Origin of the sequence: Stieleria magnilauensis (genome assembly GCA_007753675.1) — a bacterium.
Classification (GTDB): domain Bacteria; phylum Planctomycetota; class Planctomycetia; order Pirellulales; family Pirellulaceae; genus Stieleria; species Stieleria magnilauensis.
In genome coordinates this window covers 10514552-10533526 of sequence record CP036432.1, presented here as the reverse complement: position 1 = coordinate 10533526, position 18975 = coordinate 10514552, and the positions used below count along the sequence as shown (strand labels likewise).

Annotated in this window: 8 protein-coding genes; 4 read left to right on the top strand and 4 right to left on the bottom strand. The window is 60.1% G+C overall.

The genetic code is table 11. The annotated features are described in order from the left end of the window. Positions 1–28 precede the first annotated feature (28 nt). Entirely contained in the window at positions 29–526 is a 498-nt protein-coding gene (locus tag TBK1r_RS37230) for a response regulator (RefSeq protein ID WP_145221434.1), read from the bottom strand. 230 nt (positions 527–756) lie between these two features. Between TBK1r_RS37230 and TBK1r_RS37225 the strand changes: the two genes are divergently transcribed. Further along, positions 757–2037: an OmpP1/FadL family transporter gene (locus TBK1r_RS37225; protein ID WP_145221431.1), complete on the top strand. Its 1281-nt coding sequence runs from the start codon at positions 757–759 to the stop codon at positions 2035–2037. 16 nt (positions 2038–2053) lie between these two features. On the opposite strand, the gene TBK1r_RS37220 is transcribed toward TBK1r_RS37225, so the two are convergent. Further along, a complete protein-coding gene (locus tag TBK1r_RS37220; RefSeq protein ID WP_419580765.1) occupies positions 2054–7918 on the bottom strand; it encodes a hybrid sensor histidine kinase/response regulator in 5865 nt (1954 codons plus the stop codon). Positions 7919–8179: 261 nt separating this feature from the next. Between TBK1r_RS37220 and TBK1r_RS37215 the strand changes: the two genes are divergently transcribed. Further along, the gene (locus tag TBK1r_RS37215) at positions 8180–9625 is read left to right on the top strand and encodes an SAM-dependent methyltransferase (protein WP_145221425.1); all 1446 of its coding nucleotides are present in this window, start codon (positions 8180–8182) and stop codon (positions 9623–9625) included. A 223-nt stretch (positions 9626–9848) separates the two neighbouring features. Here the strand turns inward: TBK1r_RS37215 and TBK1r_RS37210 are convergent, their stop codons facing one another. Next, positions 9849–11408 carry an NfeD family protein gene (locus TBK1r_RS37210; RefSeq protein WP_145221422.1) on the bottom strand — a complete coding sequence of 520 codons (1560 nt, stop codon included), beginning with the start codon at positions 11406–11408 and terminating at the stop codon, positions 9849–9851. Between the two features lie 207 nt (positions 11409–11615). Further along, positions 11616–12209 carry a hypothetical protein gene (locus TBK1r_RS37205; RefSeq protein WP_145221419.1) on the bottom strand — a complete coding sequence of 198 codons (594 nt, stop codon included), beginning with the start codon at positions 12207–12209 and terminating at the stop codon, positions 11616–11618. Between the two features lie 838 nt (positions 12210–13047). Here TBK1r_RS37205 and TBK1r_RS37200 point away from each other — a divergent pair. Continuing rightward, the gene (locus TBK1r_RS37200) at positions 13048–14067 is read left to right on the top strand and encodes a glutamine synthetase beta-grasp domain-containing protein (RefSeq protein WP_145221416.1); all 1020 of its coding nucleotides are present in this window, start codon (positions 13048–13050) and stop codon (positions 14065–14067) included. A gap of 452 nt (positions 14068–14519) precedes the next feature. Beyond that, on the top strand, positions 14520–18878 hold the full coding sequence (locus tag TBK1r_RS37195) for a PVC-type heme-binding CxxCH protein (RefSeq protein ID WP_419580764.1): 4359 nt from the start codon (positions 14520–14522) through the stop codon (positions 18876–18878). Positions 18879–18975: the final 97 nt, after the last annotated feature.

Here is an 18975-nt window from a genome sequence, read left to right as displayed (position 1 = left end):
AGACGACTGGCTGGAGGTCTGAGAATGATCAGGGGATGCGGCCACCGAGACCGCGCAGCTCGTTGTATTTCTCGTTGACCGGTTTGCACCGCACCTGGCGTTGATGCAGGGTGGAGACATCGAGCGCCAGTTTTTGGCTGAGGGCGTGCTCGACGCGTTGGACCAGGGTGCCGGGTTGCAACGGTTTGGTCAGTACTTCGTCGGCACCTAGTTCAAGCGCGCGACGATGCGTTTCTTCGGAGTCACTGGCCGTGACGACGATCAATGGAACCGTTTTCAGGTTCGGATCGGCGCGGGCGATCTGGATCAGATAGTTTCCACTGACGTCCGGCATGGAGATGTCCAACAGCACCATGTCGGGGTTTTCTTGTTTCATGCGCTGAACGGCATCGATCGAATCGCTGATCCCGACCACGTTCCAAAACCCGGCGACGTTCAGGTGGGCGGTGATCACATCGATGATGATCTGTTCATCGTCGATGACCAGGATCTTGCTATTGACGATTTGTTGTCGGCCGTCGAACATTGAATTGCACCGGTAATCGGAAACCACTGAGCCATCAGCGCGTGTTGTCGTGATCGGCGTCACGACTCTTCAGGTAAAACTAGGTCAAAGCGACGTGTTTCCGCCCCGCCGCGTGTGAGGGAGTTCCCTCCGTCGCGACCTTTGTTCACGTCCGGTCAAGCGCTGACCCGAAAAACCCCTAATATGGACAAGGGTAAGCTTCTGAGCTGCAAACCGTGGGACGCAGGACGATGGATCGATCAAGATGGACGGCAGGCATGGGGGCGCTTGCCGGGTTGGTCATGTGTTCGGTCGCCCTGGCCGACGGCACGATCCGCGACGGGGTGGGTGCCCGCAGCATCGGCCGCGGCGGAACCAACATTGCCATGAGCGACAACGCGCACGTGATGTTGGACAACCCCGCGGGCTTGGTTCGAAACGAAGCGGATTGTTTGCTGGAATTCGGCGGCCACCTGCTGTTGACCGATTTGGAATACGACGACGCGGACAATTCACGTGTCGGTGACATCGACAATCCGTTTCCGATCGGCGAGTTTGCGATCGCCAAGAAATTGGATGACACGATCACGATCGGTTTCGGCGCGTTTTCGCACGCCGGATTTGCCGCCGAGTACATGATGAATGGTCCGGCGCCCTTCTCCGGTCCGCAGCACTACAAGTCCATCGGCGCACTGGCGCGTCTGTTGCCCACGCTCTCGCTCAAGTTGACCGAGCGGCTTTCGATCGGAACCACGCTGGGGGCGGCGATCAATCACATCGAGTTGGAAGGGCCGTACACGCTGCAGGGCCCCAATGCGTTCGCCGGAACTCCGACGCGGATGGACCTGCAGGGGACCGGTGCGGGGCTGAGTTGGTCGATCGGGATGCAATACGATTTGAATGAACGAACCACCGTCGGGGTCAACTATCAACACGAGACCACGATGGAACTTGACGGAACAACGGTGGTCGAGATTCCCGGACTGGGCGCGTCCCGATACGATTCGATGTTGGATGTCAAATGGCCGCGTTCGTTAGGTGTCGGCTTGTCACATCGAACCGACCGGCGGCGGACGTTTTCCGCGGATGCGATTTGGTACGACTGGTCGAGCGCTTACGATCACTTTGATCTGTCGTTGAAAGATCCGCTCAATCCGGTCTACCAGTTTGTCGCGCCGACGTTGTTGGAATCGTTTCCGCTCAACTGGCGTGACACGGTGTCGTTACGATTCGGGATCGAACAACAACTCAGGGACGACCGTGTGATTCGCGTCGGATACGCCTACCATCGCAACCCGATTCCCGACGCCACGGTCACGCCCTACATCCAGACGATTCTGGAGCATGCGTTGTCCTTTGGCTATGGATGCACGTGGCGCGGGATTGCCGTCGATGCGGCGTATCAGTGGTCGTTCGGGCCGACCCAATCGGTCGACACCAGTGACTTCATGGGGGGCGACTTTGATAACGGCTGGCACTCGGTCAACGCCCACCAGTTTTCACTGAGCTTCCAGCGGGCGCGGATGCGGTAATCCCGCCAGTGGTCTCTCAATCTCGGTGAGGCCCGGCGTTTTCGGCAGCCTGCGGGTTAGGCAGTTCCTCACCGCACTCGTCGACGAGCAGGTTGACATACGATTCGATGGCGTTCAACCGCTCGGTCAAAGCATCGGTGTCGGCCGCTTTGGCCGCTTGTTCACACGATCTGGCCAACTCCGTCAGCGTATTCAATCCGACGGTCCCGCCGGATCCTTTGATCCAATGGAGTTTTCTCGCCACTTCGTTGTAGTCTGCGCAGTCATAGGCGTTTTTGATGGCCGGCATTTGGAAGTGAACCTTGGCGACCAGATCGACGGCGAATTGTCTCAACCAGTCCGATGGCAGTTGGGGCGTGAGTGGTTCGTCGACGATCGACTCGTGCAGCATGGTTTTGTTTGTTGGCGGCTGTGGGTGTGATGAGGCGGGAACCGAGGGACGGGATGGTTGTCGGTCGGAGTGCTGGGAGTGTGTGGCGATGGAATCGGCGCACCAGGAGCGGACCATTTCCAGCAGCGCGTCCAAGTCGATGGGTTTGGAAAGGTAGTCTCGGCAGCCGACTTGGCGACATTTGCTGTCGTCGCCCACCATCGAGTTGGCCGTCATGGCCACGATCGGGGTTTTCAGTCCGGCGCTGCACAGTTGTTGCGTCGCGGAGTAACCGTCCAGGACGGGCATTTGCATGTCCATCAATACCAGATCGATCGAGTGGGATTTGGGGTTGCCGTTGGAGTCGAGAAAGAAATCGACGGCTTGTTGGCCGTCGGCGACGGATTGAACGCTGGCGCCGGCACTGGTCAGCAATCGGTGGATCAGGTCGCGATTGGTTTCGGCATCATCGACCACCAGCACACGGGCGCCGGTCAAATCGACGCGCTGCCACTGGGCTTCGTGACGACCGGTTGCCAGTTCGATCACTTCCGAATCGCTCAGCAGCCGGTCACCGGGCCGGGTGTCGGCGGCGATGTGAACGGTGAAGGTGCTGCCGACGCCGGGGATGCTTTCCACTTCCAGCCCGCCGCCGAGTGATTCGGCCAGTCGTTTGCTGATCGACAGTCCCAGACCGGTGCCGCCATACTTGCGCGTGGTGGAGGTGTCGGCTTGGGCGAACGGGTCAAAAATTCGTTCGAGTTGATCGGCGTCCATTCCGATGCCGCTATCACGGATCGCGACCGCGATCTGATTGGGCAGCCCGGTGGTTTCATCCGAGCGGGTGGAGAGCCGGACGGTCACGCCGCCACGGTCGGTAAATTTGATCGCATTGCCGATCAGGTTGGTGACGATCTGTCGCAGCCGAGTCGGATCACTGGTGATCGTTTCGGGGATCTGCGATTCGGAATCGATGCCGAGCGTGATGTTCTTTTGCGCCGCCTTGCCTTGCAGCGATTTGATGACCTCGCCGATGACTTTTGCCGGCACGCAGTGGATCTGTTCGACTTCGATCTTATCGGCTTCGATTTTCGACAGATCGAGAATATCGTTGAGCAGATGCAGCAAGTGGCTTCCGTTGCCGTGGATGGTTTCCAGGTGTTGTCGTTGTTCATCGGGATCGGTGACGATTCCGCGGAGCATCAGTTCGGTGTATCCGAGGACGGCGGTGATCGGGGTGCGAATCTCGTGGCTCATTCGTGCCAGGAATTCGCTTTTGGCACGGTTGGCGTGCTCGGCGAGTTCTTTCGCCTCGCGGAGGTTGACCTGCGTGGCGCGCAGTCGGTCGGCGGTGCGTTCGATTTCTTCGTTACGCAATTGCAGCGTTTCGGTGCGTTGGGCGACCTTGCGTTCGAGGGTTTGGTTGAGTTCTTGGAGTTGTGTGAAGCCGTCCGCTTTTTCGAACGCGGCTCCCGCGGCCGAGGACAGGTAGTTGGCGATCCGCAGTTCGTCGTCGCCGAACATTCCCATCATGTAGGAGTTGGCGATGTACAGGTACGAGTGGATTTTTCCATGCACCAAGACCGGGCAACACAGAAAGGTTCCGTAGTTGTGATGTGTGTCATTATGTCGGGAACGGACATCGCACAGATCGCTCCGTTCGTATTCACAGATGATCGCGGCTCCCTTTTCCTCGGTCTGCTTGACGATTTCGGGATCAAAAACCGTATTGGGCGGAATGGTGGTCGCCTCGCCGTTTCCGGTCGCCGGCTGGATCAACAGGACCCGATCGCCGCGGAGCAGTTTCGATGCCGCCGCGATGACCTCTTGGCGGATGACATCGATTTCGGTACCGACGGCGATGCGACGTCCGGCTTCCAGGAGAGAATCGAATCGATCGACCAAGGACAGCGATCCGCCGTCTTCGACCGCGCCGACGGAGGTCTTCAGTTGTTGCAGCGCTTCGGTCGCTTCACGCACCAGGGCTTCGTCGACCGTCCAGCCGGTTTCTTTCGCCAATTGTGCGTGCAGAAGCGTCGTTTGGATTTGTTCCAATCGGGCGCCTTGTTGATTGGCGACCCGCATGGACGCGCGAAACTGGCGGAGGGCTCGGCGGGTTCGCCCTTTGAGTGCCGAGACGGCGGCGAGTTCGCGTAACGCGTGGGGCAGTTCGTTGGTATAGCGTTTGGCCAGCCGGACGGCTTGCTTACAGGCCGAATGGAGTTCACGGAGTTGCTTCCGCCGGATCGCATTCGTCTTGGCGGGATCGGTTTCCAGCAGTCGCCGGAGCGCGGTGGCACGCCATGCGTAACAGGGGCTGACGTAGGCGTTGACGACCGAGGCGTCTTCGGCGATCTGGACCGCTTCGGTGAACGCTTTGACGGCTTCGGCGTAACCGTGTTGGTAGTAGTGATACACTCCGTAGGCGAGTTTGACTTCACAAATTCGCTGGGCGTCGTCGACATTGCGTTTGAGTTCGATTTGCAGCACATCTAGCGGGATGTTCCCCAGTGCCGCGCGGGCCCAGACTTCGACGATGTTGCCGGTGCCTTGGAAATCACTGCGGCGAACCGCCGAGCGGTAATTGATGCGGGTTTGATCGAGCGCTTCGCGCAAGTTGCCTTGTCGATAAAGCGAGGCGGCGTATTGGTAGCGGGCGATGTGGACTTCCCAATAGTCGCCGGTGCGTTCCAGGATCGCAACGGCCTGGCTGGCTTCGTGGATGCATTGCTCGTAGTTGCTGAACGAGTAATGCAGGATGCTCATGAAGTTGCGCGATTGCCCTTGTCCCCAGACGTCGTGCAGCTCTTTGCGGATCTGCAGAGAACGCTTGGCATAATCGATGCCGCGTCGGTACCAACCCAACAAGGTCATCGCGGGGGCGTGTTCGCTGTAGGCGTGGGCCAGGCCGGCGGAGGGGCGATAACCTTCGCCGCGGTTCATGCCACGCAGATGCGCCCACAGCGTGTAGTACTTGTCTCGCGTGTACCAGTAGCCGCGGGCGATGTTGCTGTAGAGCCGCAAGCGGAGCTGTTCGGTGGCGTCGGGTGAACGCGTCCGCGAACGGACCAGCCAGGGTGCCGCGGTGTGCACGGCTTGGACGGCGATTTCTCGCAGCAGGTTGGTGAACAATTGAAAGCGGTTGCGGCAGACGGGTTGCCCCAAGCGGGTCAACGCAGATTCGAAGAATTCCACCGCTTGGACTTTGTCACCGCGTTTGAACGCCAGTTCGCCCTGCCGCGTGGCGACGACCGCGTCGTCCATGTCCGTGGTGGCGGTCTTGGAGGCTGCGACCAACCATTGCTGGGCTTGGTCGTATTCTCCCTGCAACATCAGCACTTCGCTCATCATCGATTCGACTTGATGGCGTGTTGCCGAATCGGTGACGTGGAACGCGCGGGCGGCGATTTCGAGTTGTCGCCGCGCGCTGCCGAGGGAGAATTCTTGGCGTGCTTTGGAGGCGGCGTCTAAGGCATGCGGAAGTGCTTCGCGGTGCAGGCCCGCAGCGTCGAAGTGGTAGGCCAGGTCATAGATACGGTGCGGTTGGGTTTTGGCGTAGTATTGCCCGATCTGCCCGTGCATGCGTTGTTTGACATCGGGCTTCAAGTGCGCGAGTACGGCTTCGCGAATCTTGTCGTGGGCAAAGGCGTAGCTGCCGTCGGGTTTGCTCCAGAGCATCCGATGGCGACGGATATCCGCCAGCAGTTCGAAGCTGTCCGACAGATCGATTTGAGAGAGTTCGACGACGGCGTCGAGTGTGAACTCGCTGCCGATCACGGCGGCGGCATCCAAAAAATGCCTCGCCTTGGCCGGCAGGTTGTCCAGTCGCCCCGCCAGGACTTCGCCGGCTTCGGCGGTGGTTTGGAAATTTTCCAAACGCTCTCGGTCCAGCACCCAACCTTCTTTGTCGGAGACCAACACTGAGGATTCGACCATGCCACGCAGGATCGCGGCGGTCATGAACGGACTGCCTTCGGCGAATTCCTGAATCACTTTGATGGCTTCGTCGGGAAGCCTGCCGGCCATCGATTCGCTCAACCGACGAACGCTATCGGCATCCAGCGGTCCCAAGTTCAGCACGTGGTCCAGCTGTGCGGCTTCGCGGACACGAGCCGTTTGGCCTTCGTCGGCACGTGCCGAAAGTAGCAGCAATTGGAAGGGTGCGGCGGAGCGTGCGACGCCTTGCAGAATCCGAATGGATTGATCGTCCATCCACTGGCAATCATCCAACGAGATCATCACGGGGCAGTCGCCCGATCCGAGCTGGGTCAGCAGAGCGGCGAAGGCCGCCACGATGCGGCCTTGGCCGAGTTCGTCCGGACCGGAGAGCGTGCTTCCGGTCCATCCGAACACGCCCGCCAACGAAGGCATCGCCGTGATCACTTCTTCGCGGTAGTCCGACATCGTTTTTTCGAGACGCTGTCGGATGTCCGGATGAGAGACACAGTAATTCGCCACTTGGCTGACGACCTGCATCCACGGCGCGTTGGGTTCGGCGGCCGCTTGATGGATCGATTCGCCCTGGAAGACGAGAAAACCGTGACGCGTGGCCAGGCGTGTGATTTCCTGGTTCAGCCGGCTTTTGCCCATCCCCGAAACGCAGGAAATCAAGGCTTGACGCCAACTTCCCGCGGCGACTTCGGTCAGGTTTTCTTTTAAGGTTTGCAGTTGTGATTCACGGCCGACGAATGCGGGGTCGACCAGATCGGAACGGGCGTCCGATCGACCGATCACCACCGGCGTGGCCGAAGCACCGTCTTGGATCATCTTCAATATTGCCGACGCATCGGCAAACGCGGCGGCCGCCGATTGGTAGCGCTCACGCGGCTCTTTCTGTGTCAACCGCTCGATCATCGAGACCAGTTGCGGCGGCGTGTCGCTGGGGAAGAGGTCGGTGTCCAGATCGGACGTCGAGTGTTGCAGCAGGATGTCGCCGACGGTGGTCGCGTCGCACATCGGTTCGCCGGCGAGCGCCCAATAGAGGATCAAACCCAGCGAGTAGAGGTCGGACGCCGGGCCGATATCATGGCGAATGATTCCCGCCAATTCGGGCGAGGCGTAGCGGACTGTTTCGATCCCGATGGGACTGTCGCCGGCAGCCAAGTTCGCACGCCACACCGGCCCGTAGCCGGAGAGGATCGCTTCGCCGGTTGGAGCCAGAATCACGTGCGACGGTCGCCAATCGCGATGCACACAACCCTGTTGGTGGATCAGGATCAGCGCCTGCAACAGGTCACACGCCAACCGCAACGTCGATTTGGGTGACATCGCCGATTCCGCGACCAGGCGAGATAAGCTGATGCCATCTCGGTAGCGATAGACCAATCGAATGCGATCGTCGTCGATGTCATAGGAGACCATCGAGTTGTAGCTGTCGCACTCAATTTCGCTCAGCAGCCGGGCTTCGTTTTGGAACCGGATTCGCAGTCCTTCCTTGAACATCGCGGTCGGCAAATCGCGGATCACCAAGCGGCCTTCGCCCTGCAGGTCCTGTACAAGCCAGCAGTGCACTCCGGCCACATCCGGCAACTCCCGTAGAGTTCGGTAGCGGTACGTAGTGGACTCGGCGGACTGCATGTGGATCGCTCAACACGGCATCTGGACAGAATGATCTATCCAACAGTAGGTCTGCCCTGCCTTGCCGAAGCGGCATCTTTGGTGAGGGTTTGCCCTCTCGGGTCGCATTAAAAGTGGTCGCCGCATTGAACGTACTTTTGAAACCTCCATAGTGGGTGCTCGATTCTCGAGTTCACACACCACATGGGGGCAACAATGGCTGTGATCGAAACTGATAAAGAGGTCAGTTGGGAAAAAGACTATGCGGACCGTATCAATCCCGAACTGATGAACACTCTGCTGCACCGCGCGGTGCCGGTGCTGGCTTGGACGGGTTGGCAGATCACCCGGGTCGGACCCGGGTTTTGCGAATCGGTGCTGCCGCTGGCGATCGAGACCACCAATCAACACGGCACACACCAGGCCGCCTTGATTTCACTCTCGGCGGATTATACCGGTGGCATGGCGTTGACGACGCTGTTGACCGGCACACCGTTGACCGGCATTCACCGCGGGCGTCCGGACGAATCGGCGTCGTTGTGGTTGGTCGGGATGGACGTCAAGTACGAAAATCCGAGCACCAGCCATCTGCGCGCCGTCAGCCGTGTCGATCCGAAAACCGCGCGGCGGATCAAGTCGCGTTACTTCTCCGGTCGCGTCGTGTTGGCGACCATCAACGTCGAGTTCTGGTCCGAAGACGGCGAGCGTGTCGCCACCGCGGTGATGCGTTACTTCGCCCAAGCGACCCAGCGATTGCTGGAACATCGCAGCGGCGGCGAGCGATCGACGATGACCAAGTTGAACTTGAAAACATCGGCGCGGATCATCGCGGGGTTGCGGGCGATGGACAGTCCGGCGGGGGCGAAGACGATTGCGGATTCCCAAGGACGGCAGCTTCGAATCGACGCCCCGCATGACAAGGTCGCTGCGGGAACGCACGGCTTGTTGCAAGCGAAACGATTGCAAAAGGTGTTGCCGCAACTGGGCGCGATGGTCGGGGCTCGCACCCGGCATTGTGACGAAGTGTTGCGATCGATCGCGGGTATCGAACAGCTCGTGATGCTCGGCGCGGGGTTGGATATGCGGCCGCTGCGCCGCGCAGCGGAGCTTTCCGGCGTGACCGTGTTTGAACTGGATTTGCCCGTCATGTTGGCCGAGCGACAACATGTCATCGAGCGGTTGGAGTCGCAACTCGGCAGTGCCGCCGCGGCGCCAGAGCGACACCAGATCGCTGCGGACTTCCTGCAGGACGATGTGGGCGAGTTGTTGCAACGCCACTTCGCGTTTTCTGAGACCGCGTTGACGTTGTTTGTTTACGAAGGCTGTTCGATGTACTTCGACGAGCAGCAGAACCGGCGTCTATTGCAGTCGATCCGGCGACGCATGCGACACCCCGACAGCATGCTGTGGATGGATTGCGTCACGCCGGCGGTCATCAATGAAGGAACCTGTGACCCGAATATTCACGAGTTCGTCGATCGAATGGAATTGATCGGAGAGCGTTTCGTGTACGGCCCGGCGGACCCCGAAGCGTTTCTGCGCAGCTGCGGTCTTGTCGGTTGCAGCAACGACACGGCACAGGACTATCTCGGCAGCGAGGATCCGACGCTCGGCGAGTACCGTTTCTTGACGGCCCATCAGGATGTGCGGGATCTGAACTGACGAGACGCGTCGACGCGTGTTCGGTGCGGATATCACTTGGCCCACGGATGGCATGGGCGTGAGTGTTGGTGTGCAGGCTTTAGCCGCCTACGGTCGCTGCGTCGCAGCGACCGGGAATCGCCTAAAGGCTAAACACCAACGATTGCTGAATCCCTTGAGGCTTCAGCCCATGCCATTCGGGGACCTGACCCTTTTTCGCGGCTCCCTCAATCTAAGCGTTGCACTAGACGGGGCGGACGACGATCCGTGTGCCTTGTTTGGCGATCACTTTCACACTCGTGCCGTTGTCCACGAAATCGCCTTCGGTGACGACATCGACGCTGTAATCGTCGACCATCATTTTTCCGCCCGGACGTAGCGGGCTGGTGGCGGTTCCGACATCGCCCACCGAAACGCGTTGCCAGCCGGGCAGCAAGGCGGCGGCATCGGCGTCGGCGGGTTCACCCGGCCCCGCGTCGGCTCCGACCATGGCCATCTGGGGTTTCAGTGTCAGCCGTCCCAGCCCGGGGATGTCCCCGATGTAATTGGCCAGGATCAGCATGGCGATCATGAACCCGACGAACGCGCCCATGACCGTGGCCAGGTCCCAGCCCAGGCTGGCGAGTTCTTGCGTGCTGCCGGGGACGAGGAACCGCCGCGAGGCCATCACCAGCGAGCCCAGCATCAATCCCAGTCCGCCCACGCCGGCGACGCCGAAACCGGGAATCACAAAGATCTCCATGCCGATGAAGATCAGACCCAGGACAAACAGGGTGACTTCCAACCAGCCGGCGGTCCCGCCCAGAAACCGGCTCCAGAAAAACAGTCCGAAACACAGCAGCGACGTCAGTCCGCCGATGCCGATGCCGGGGGCACCGAGTTCGATCACGAGGGCGACCATGCCGATGACCAATAACAGGAACGTCACGAAGCCTGAGTTGAGGATCATGATGGCGGTGTCGACGCCGGTCCGTTCCATCACCGGGATCGGGGTTTTGACGCCCAACACCTCGGCCAATTCGGTTTCATTTTCAACCGTTTGGTCGGCCATGCCGAGTTCGACGGCGCGGGCACCGTTGACGGTGAAGAACATTTCCTTGCCGGCTTCGCGGATCGGTTTTCCTTGTTCCCACTGGTCGGTGTTTTCCATCGACTCCCATTCTTTGTCGCTGATGTAACGCACGGTGCCGTCGGTTTTGTGGACGGCGCGAAAGACGACCATGTCCTTGTCAGTCATCTTTTCCGCCAGCGCCAGGGGTCGGCCGGTGGCGCGGGCGGTGTCGCGGACCTTCTGGGCCAGCACGCTGCGGCTTTTGGCTTCGGTGTATCGAAATGCCCCGTCGGCACCCATCACGATCTCACCGGCATCGCCCATGCGGGCTCCGGGCAGCATGATGATTTTGTCACAGGCCAGCGAGATCAGGGCGGCGCCGCTGATGGCGTCTTTTTGGATGAAGGCGACCGTCTCGACATCCTTGGCGTCCAAGATCATGTCCATCAATTCGAACGTCACGTAGACCAGCCCGCCGGGGCTGTGGATGTCCAGAATGATCACGTCGACGTCCGAATCGACCGCCTCGGCAAACTTGCGTTTCAGCAGCGCCCCGCTGAGCGGATTGATGTCTTCGTGCAGCGGAATGATCACCGCCGACCGCTCGGCCGGCTTGGCGACCTCGGCCGTCTCTGGATCGGCAGCCGGATCTTGGGCGGCAGAGGGGATCGGGGTGGGGACCGCACCGAGTACCAGGCCAATCGAGAGCAGCAGGGTCGAACATCGGACAGAGAAGGAGCTGGGGCGAACCATGGCAAAATTCAAACCATCGAGAGACAGAAGAAACCGAGGTTCTATTGTAGGCTCAAAACAGTCCGCCTAGTGCTCTGTCAACTTTTAGAGTGAGGGTGCCGCGGAAAAGGGGGCAGGTACCAAAAATGCGAAGCACCCGTTGGGCCATTTGGTTTTTGGTACCTGACCCCTTTTCCGCTCGCGTCAGCTTCGCATTCCACCGGCCGTTTACTGCTGGTCCGTTTCGGGGGTTTCGGCGGTCACTTCGGGCTCCACTTCGGTCTCGGCAGGGGCGATCGGTTCGGGCTCTGCCGGTTCGGCCAGTTCGCCATTTTCCTCCAGCTCGCCGTCACCCTCCAGCTCGGTCTCGAAGTCACCGAACATTTCGGGGACTTCCAAGTCAAACTCGTCGCCGTTTTCCATCACCAGTTTGACGGTCACTTGCTGAGTTTGATTGTTGGTGCGATGGACCAATTTGCCACGACCCTTGTCGCCTTCAATGGTGAACACCATCGCCGTGATCGTCTCGTCCTTGGTCGATTCCTCCATCGCCTCCCTCAAGCTCATCTCGCTGCTTTGGATCGTACCAATCTTCTCCTTCAGGATCGGGTCATCGGCGTATTCCTCCACGGCCACTTGGGCGATCACGCCCGATGCCTGGTCCCAGGCGTAGAACATCAGGCCGCAGCAGAGCACGGCTCCAAATAGAAAAACGGCTCCGATGATGCCGAGCACCCACAACCAGGTCTTGCTGCTCTCAGCAGCCGGTCGGCCGAACTGGTCGGGGGCCGTTTCGAAGGGATTGTGTGGAGTTCGTGACATGGATGGAGCGGATTGGTCGTGCCGGGGTGCAAACGGGATGAATTCCGTGAATCATTAGAACGCCCCTCAGGGCTGGCCGGAAGAGCTGGGGCTTGTGGGTGGATTATTTGCCACCGGAAGGGTGTTCGGGGCGGTGCCGATCCGCGTCGACCTCCGTGGCGACTGGCCGCTGGACCTCGGCGCGCTTCGTTTGGCCCGGTTGCGGCCGGTCGATCGGATCGAGGTTCCGAAGTCAAGGCGAGGGTAATCGCCCGAACGGGGAGCGACGGGTGCCGAGCGGCCCCTTGGCTGTGCATGCGGGGTTCAGTCCACAGGCCGGCAACCGGCAGGGTGGCGCGAGCGGCGGAACGGCCAGCGAAGTGGGGCGGCGGCGGTCGGGATCTGGGGGCCGCGGCCAGACCGGTCAACTTTCGTGTTCGGATCCCCGCGAAAGTCAGGCTTACGGGGTGACGAATTGACTCTTTCGTGGTAGAAGAGTTGGGTTATCGTATGTTCTCTGGGAGGTCGACGGCACGTCATTGATTTGACATTGGCGGCGTTCCGTCCACGGGGGCACCGTAGAACATCAGGAGCACGGTTCTTGCGGTAATTCGATCGAAAGATCGGGGTCGGTAATTGCTCAGAGGCGGTTGATACCACACTTGCAACTGGGCGCTGGCCGGATGGCGGAGTGAATGGTCGGGCGGGTCCTTTGGATCCGCGGTGACCGGTTCGCAACGCCCTCTCGGATGCGTTAGGTAGACGTAGACATTGTTGTTACATGAAGGCACGTCGCACTTGAAACGACACGTGCTTTCCCAGGTCCACTCGTTTGATTCACCTAGGGAGAATCTGATTTATGACCAAGTGCAAGTTGGAATACATCTGGTTGGATGGCTATCAGCCGACGCAAAGCTTGAGAAGCAAGACCAAGATTATTGAGAATTTCAGTGGAAACGTCGAAGACGCCCCGATGTGGTCGTTCGATGGTTCCTCCACCGAGCAAGCGCCCGGCGGAGCATCGGATTGTCTGCTGAAACCCGTCAAAGTCGTCCGCGATCCGGGCCGCATGGGTACCGGATACTTGGTGATGTGTGAAGTGCTCAATGCCGATGGCACGCCGCACCGCACCAATGGCCGCGCGACGATCGACGATGACGACGGCGATTTCTGGTTCGGTTTCGAGCAGGAATACACGCTTTGGGATCCCGGCACCAACCGGCCGCTCGGATTCCCCGCCGAAGGCTATCCCGGACCGCAAGGACCGTACTACTGCAGCGTCGGCAACGGCAAAGCGGTGGGACGAGAAATCATCGAAGAACATCTCGAGACCTGCTTGGAAGCCGGCTTGAACGTCGAAGGCATCAACGCCGAAGTGATGATGGGCCAATGGGAATTTCAAGTCTTCTCCAAGGGTGCCAAGGACGCGGGTGACCAAGTCTGGTTGGGCCGCTACATCCTGGATCGGGTCGCGGAAGCCCACGGCGTTGGCATCAATTACCACTGCAAACCGGTCCCCGGCGACTGGAACGGCAGCGGGATGCACGCCAACTTCTCCAACTCGACGCTGCGGACCTGTGGCAGCCAAGAGGTTTACGAAGCGATTTGTCAGGCCTTCGAGCCGCGGATCAAGGAGCACATCGACGTCTACGGTGCCGACAACGAACAGCGTTTGACCGGTCTGCACGAAACGCAGTCGATCGACAAGTTCAGCTACGGCGTCTCCGACCGTGGTGCGTCCATCCGAATCCCGATCGGAACCGTCGAAAACGGTTGGAAGGGTTGGTTGGAAGATCGACGTCCCGCCTCCAACGCCGACCCGTACATGGTCGCCAGCGCGATCATCGCGACCGTGAAAACGGCTGGGGTTCCCGCCTAGCGGATCAAGCCTCGGGTGATCCCGCCCGTGAATGAAACGATACAGAACCCGGCAGCGGATCATCCGTTGCCGGGTTCTTTTCGTTGGCAGTGGGGTAAGCATCCTGCTTGCCACCGTCGCCGGCAGCGTATTTTGGCACTGAAGGAGGTAGCGGAACGGCGCGAGCCGTCCGGTTCCAGCTTGAGAACACCGTGAAAGACCGGAGGGCTCGCGCCCTGCCGCTAACAAACACTGGCAGAGGTAGCGGAACGGCGCGAGCCGTCCGGTTTCAGCATGAGAACACCGTGAAAGACCGGAGGGCTCGCGCCCTGCCGCTAACAAACACTGAAGGAGGTGTCTGGCGATCCGTCCGGCGGACCGATGGAATGACTTTGCAGTCCAGATACAATAGCCGCTCCCCGCCTTCCCATCGTCACACCCTTTCTCGCTGCTTCCCACCACGGACCGACTTGATGATTTCGTCTGGCCCTCGTGTCTTCTCCGTCTGCGAACCCTTTGCTTCGTTGGCGTGTTTTCTTCTACTGGTTTCTTCAGCCGCCATCACCCTGGCTGATTCTCCCGCCGCGGCGGCCGATGATCCGCTGCAGCTTCGCGACGGCGATCGGGTGGTCTTGATCGGCGACGGTCTGATCGAGCAAGAACAATACTTCGGCTGGGTCGAAGTCATGCTGACCACCGCGTTCCCCGATGCCGATGTCACCTATCGCAATCTCGGTTGGAACGGCGACACCCCGGCGGGTGATTCGCGATTCGGACTCAGTCTGCTTCAGGCCGGCCGAGAACCCGACGGTGAAGGCTGGCGGCAGTTGCAAAAGCAACTCGAAATGACCCGGCCGACGGTTGCCGTGCTGGGCTACGGGATGGCAAACGCACTGGAAACTTGGACCCAGGAAACGGACTACGCAAGGGTCCAATCGATCATCAAGTTCACCGAAGACCTGCAACGATTGGCCGACACGATCCGGCAGATCAATCCTGATTGCCGCTTCGTGTTCCTGTCCCCGATCTCACCCGTCGGGCCCTCCGTGTTGACTGCTGAAATGGCCGCGGTGTACACGAAACTGATTGAACAGGTGAGTGCCAAGAATGGTGGTCACTTCGTCGATCTGACCGGGGTGGCCGACAAGCCAAGTCAGCGCAAGGATCCCGTTCACTTAAACGGTGACGGATACAAAGCCTTGGCCGACGCGATCGGCGCCTCGTTGGGCATCGATCGCGGCGTCTGGAAAGACAGCCCGCAAACCGAGCCGCTGAGGAGTGTGATCCTGGAGAAGAACCGGCTTTGGTTTCACCGTTCGCGGCCGGCCAACATGGCGTACGTGTTCGGATTTCGAAAACACGAACAAGGCCAAAACGCCGTTGAGATTCCCCAGTTCGATCCGTTGATCGAACAGGAGGAAGCCAAAATTGCGTCGCTGCGGCAGTTGAAAGCGAGCGGCGTGGAAGAACCGGCGCCACGGTTGGAATCCAAGTACGCGGAATTCACGCCGCAGCCGACGCCGGACTTTGTCGTCGCCGAGGGTTTGGAAGTCTCGTTGTGGGCCGAAAACCCGATGTTGAACAAACCGATTCACATGAACTTTGATCCGCAAGGTCGTTTGTGGGTCGCCAGTAGCGAAGCCTATCCGATGATCGAAGTCGGTCAGGCCATGCCCGACAAGATTCTGGTCTTGGAAGATTCCGATCACGACGGCAAGGCGGACAAGTCGACCGTGTTCGCCGACGGGTTGTTGATTCCCACCGGCGTGGCGCCCGGTGACGGCGGGGTTTATGTCGCCCAAAGCACCGATTTGCTGTTTCTCGAGGACACCGATGGGGACGGCAAGGCCGATCGTCGCGAGCGCGTGCTCAGCGGATTCGGCACCGAAGACACCCACCACAATTTGCACACCCTGCTGTTTGGTCCCGACGGCCGGTTGTACATGAACCAATCGGTGTACACCCGGACGGACGCCGAAACGCCCTACGGCGTGGTGCGGTTGAAAGCCGGCGGCGGATTTCGATTCGATACCCAAAACCGACGCATGGATGTCTTCTTTCGCGGTCTGTGGAACCCCTGGGGACACCAGTTCGATCCACGCGGCAACTCCTTCATGACCGACGGGGCAGGCTTCGCAGGCATCGCCTATGTCTTTCCCGGTGCGACCTTCAATCCCACCCCCGGCGCACGACGCCAGTTGGATCTGATCAGCCCCGGCAACTATCCCAAGTTCTGTGGCGGTGAGATTGTTCAAGGCGAAAGCTTTCCCGAAGACTGGCAAGGATCCTTCGTCACCTGTGATTTTCGCGCCAATCGTGTGACGCGGTTCTCGCTGTCGGAAACCGATGCGGGATTTGTGACGACGCAGCAGGCCGATTTGATCCGCACCAGCGCCAGCACGTTTCGCCCGATCGATATCAAACAAGGCCCCGACGGGGCGCTGTACATCGCCGACTGGTCCAACCCGATCATCAATCATGGCGAAGTCGATTTCCGGGATCCGCGACGCGATCGCTGGCACGGTCGGATTTGGCGCGTGACGGCCAAGGGTCGACCGCTGCGCCAGCCCGTTGACTTGACCGGCCAATCGATCGAATCGTTGATCACCAATCTTTACTCAGGCGATCGTTATCTGGCCGATCAATCGCGTCGCGTTCTGATCGAGCGTGGCGACGACACCGCAGCCAAGTTGGATCGAGTATGGAGCTCGGCCAAAACATCGGAAGATCGATTGGCTGCCGTGCGTCTCTCGGCATCGGTCGGCAAGCCGGATGTCGCGTGGTTGCAGACGGTGCTTGGCGATTCGGCAGGTTCCGTCCGCGCGGCCGCCACGCGAATCTTGGCCGACTGGTCTGATCCGACCGACCCGACTGCAAGCATCGAGCGCGCGCAAGCGATGGAATGGTTTGCCGAGCGCGTGGTCGATTCACACCCGCGCGTGCGATTGGAAACGGTGCGTGGTTTGGCAAAACTGGGCGGCGTCGACGCGATCCGGCTTTCGCTGCGGGCGCTCGATCATCCGGTTGACCGATTTATCGATCACGCCTTGTTCTTGAACGTCGACGAACACTCGGCTGCCCTGATCAAGGACCTTCGCAAACCGATGTGGAGCACGGTGGAGAACCAAAAGCAGCTCGAATATGTTCTGACCAGCGTCGAGCCGGCCAAGGCGACTGAGTTTCTAGGCGCCTTTCTCGCAAACAATCCCATCCCGCGCGACGGTGGCGGGCCATGGATCGATCTGATCGCCAAAGCGGGCAGCCCCCAAGAACTGGGAATCCTGTATCGGCAAGTGATCGGCGGCCAGTTGGAACCCGCCGCGACTGCCAAAGCGTTTGGAGCTCTCCAGGATGCCAAACGATTGCGGCGTCTGAAACCGGAATTGAGCGGTCAACCGGCCGACGAGTTGAAGCCGTTGTTGTCGAGTTCGGATTCGCAGGTCCAGGCCGCGGCGATCGAGCTGAGCGGTGCCTGGCAGCTTCGCAAACTGATCCCCACGTTGGCCGATCTCGCCGCCGACGACCAACTCGATTCCGCCACACGCGTCAAAGCCATCGCGGCGCTGCGATCCTGTGGCGGACAGGCGGCGACCGAGGCGTTGCTGTCGCTGGTTCGTGAGGATGCATCGCCGGCGATCAAGTCATCGTTGGTCGGGGCACTCGCCGGGACCAACCCGCAGCTGGCCGTCCAGCCATTCTATGACACGTTGGCCGGCATCGAAGACGAACAAGCGGCGCTGGGGCTTTGGAGAGCGATGTTGTCGGCGAAAAACGGTGAAGCATTGTTGACCGCTTCGTTGCCGGCCGAAGGTCTTTCGGAAGTCGCCGCCCGCGCCGGCGTTCGTGCAGCCGGAGAAAGTGGTCGCAACGCGCAATCCTTGATCGACGCGTTGATGCCGATGAGCGGGTTGACGATGACGGCGGACAAATGGTCGCCCGAGCGCGGCGCGGAACTGCGAAAACTGGCGACGCTCCAGGGCGACCCCGCGCGGGGCGAAATGATTTACCGCCGAAGCAGTCTGCAGTGCGCGACTTGCCACGCGATCGGCGGTGTGGGAGGCAAAGTCGGGCCGGACATGACCAGCTTGGGCGCCAGCGCTCCGGTCGATTACATCATCGAATCGCTGTTCGACCCGAATGCCAAAATCAAAGAAAACTATCACGCGGTGACCGTGTTGACCGAAGAGGGGCAGGTGTATTCCGGGATCGAATCGGGCAGCACCGAGGAAGAGATGGTGCTTCGTGATGCGTCGAACAAACTGGTGCGAATTCCCGAGGCGGAAATCGTTCAAGTCAAACCCGGCAAGTCACTGATGCCGGCCGGGTTGCTCGACCGCGTTTCGCAACAAGATCAATTGGATTTGATCAGCTTCCTGACCCGGCTCGGAAAACCTGGCGAGTACGACGCTAGTCGGCAGACCGTCGCCCGAGTCTTGGAAGTGTTCGCCGGGTCGCACCGTATCGAACAGCAGGGCAACGAGGCGATCGTGTCCGGCGAACCGATCAAGGGTTGGAAACCGCTGCAGGCTCGCGTGAGCGGCAAGATCGAGAAAGCGACGTTGGAAGCACTGACCGCCCAACCCAGGCACACGTCGCTGGTCAATATTTACCTGCGGACGCAAATCGAAGTCGGCTCGGACACGGCCGCCACCTTTGCCATCGACAACCTCGATCGGGCGAACGTCTGGATCGATGGTCAGCCCGTCGGGACGATTGCCGATCCGATCAAGCTTTCGCCGGGCAAGCACACCCTGTTGCTGCAAATCGACGGCAGGGGGTTACCCGAATCGATCGCGATTCGCAGCGAGCAGGTGACGTTCGTCAGCGAGTGATTCGGGGTGCGTTGGTGTCGAGGCATTGGCCCAATACCGCTAAGTTAAGCGTCGTTTCCTCTCGGGAGGGCCCGTAGGCTCGCGCCAAACGGCTGAT